This is a genomic window from Corynebacterium sp. HMSC076C10, assembly GCF_001812455.1.
Classification (GTDB): Bacteria; Actinomycetota; Actinomycetes; order Mycobacteriales; family Mycobacteriaceae; genus Corynebacterium; species Corynebacterium jeikeium_D.
In genome coordinates, this window is the sequence record NZ_KV809092.1 from 1 (window position 1) to 643 (window position 643).

Annotated in this window: 1 rRNA gene; it reads right to left on the bottom strand. The window is 54.1% G+C overall.

The features are described from left to right. A 23S ribosomal RNA gene (locus HMPREF2857_RS01590) occupies nt 1–643 on the bottom strand; the annotation flags it as partial.

The following is a 643-nucleotide window of genomic DNA, read 5'->3' on the forward strand; positions in this document are numbered from 1 at the left end:
AAAAGGTGATTGCCGCGGCTTCGGCGGTGTACTTGAGCCCCACTACATTGTCGGCGCAGAACCACTCGACCAGTGAGCTATTACGCACTCTTTCAAGGATGGCTGCTTCTAAGCCAACCTCCTGGTTGTCTTCGCGATCCCACATCCTTTTCCACTTAGCACACCCTTAGGGGCCTTAGCCGGCGATCTGGGCTGTTTCCCTCTCGACTACGAAGCTTATCCCCCGCAGTCTCACTGCCGTGCTCTGACCTCACCGGCATTCGGAGTTTGGCTGATGTCGCTAAGATGATAGTCCCGCTAAACCAACCAGTAGCTCTACCTCCAGGAGGAAACACACGACGCTGCACCTAAATGCATTTCGGGGAGAACCAGCTATCACGGAGTTTGATTGGCCTTTCACCCCTACCCACAACTCATCCCCTCAGTTTTCAACCTAAGTGGGTTCGCGCCTCCACAGAGTCTTACCTCTGCTTCACACTGGCCATGGGTAGATCACCCCGCTTCGGGTCCAGGACATGCCACTAAAAACACACTAGTTAGTATTCGCTTTCGCTACGACTACCCCACCAAACGGGTTAACCTCGCGACATGCCGCTGACTCGCAGGCTCATTCTTCAAAAGGCACGCCATCACCCCACAAAAA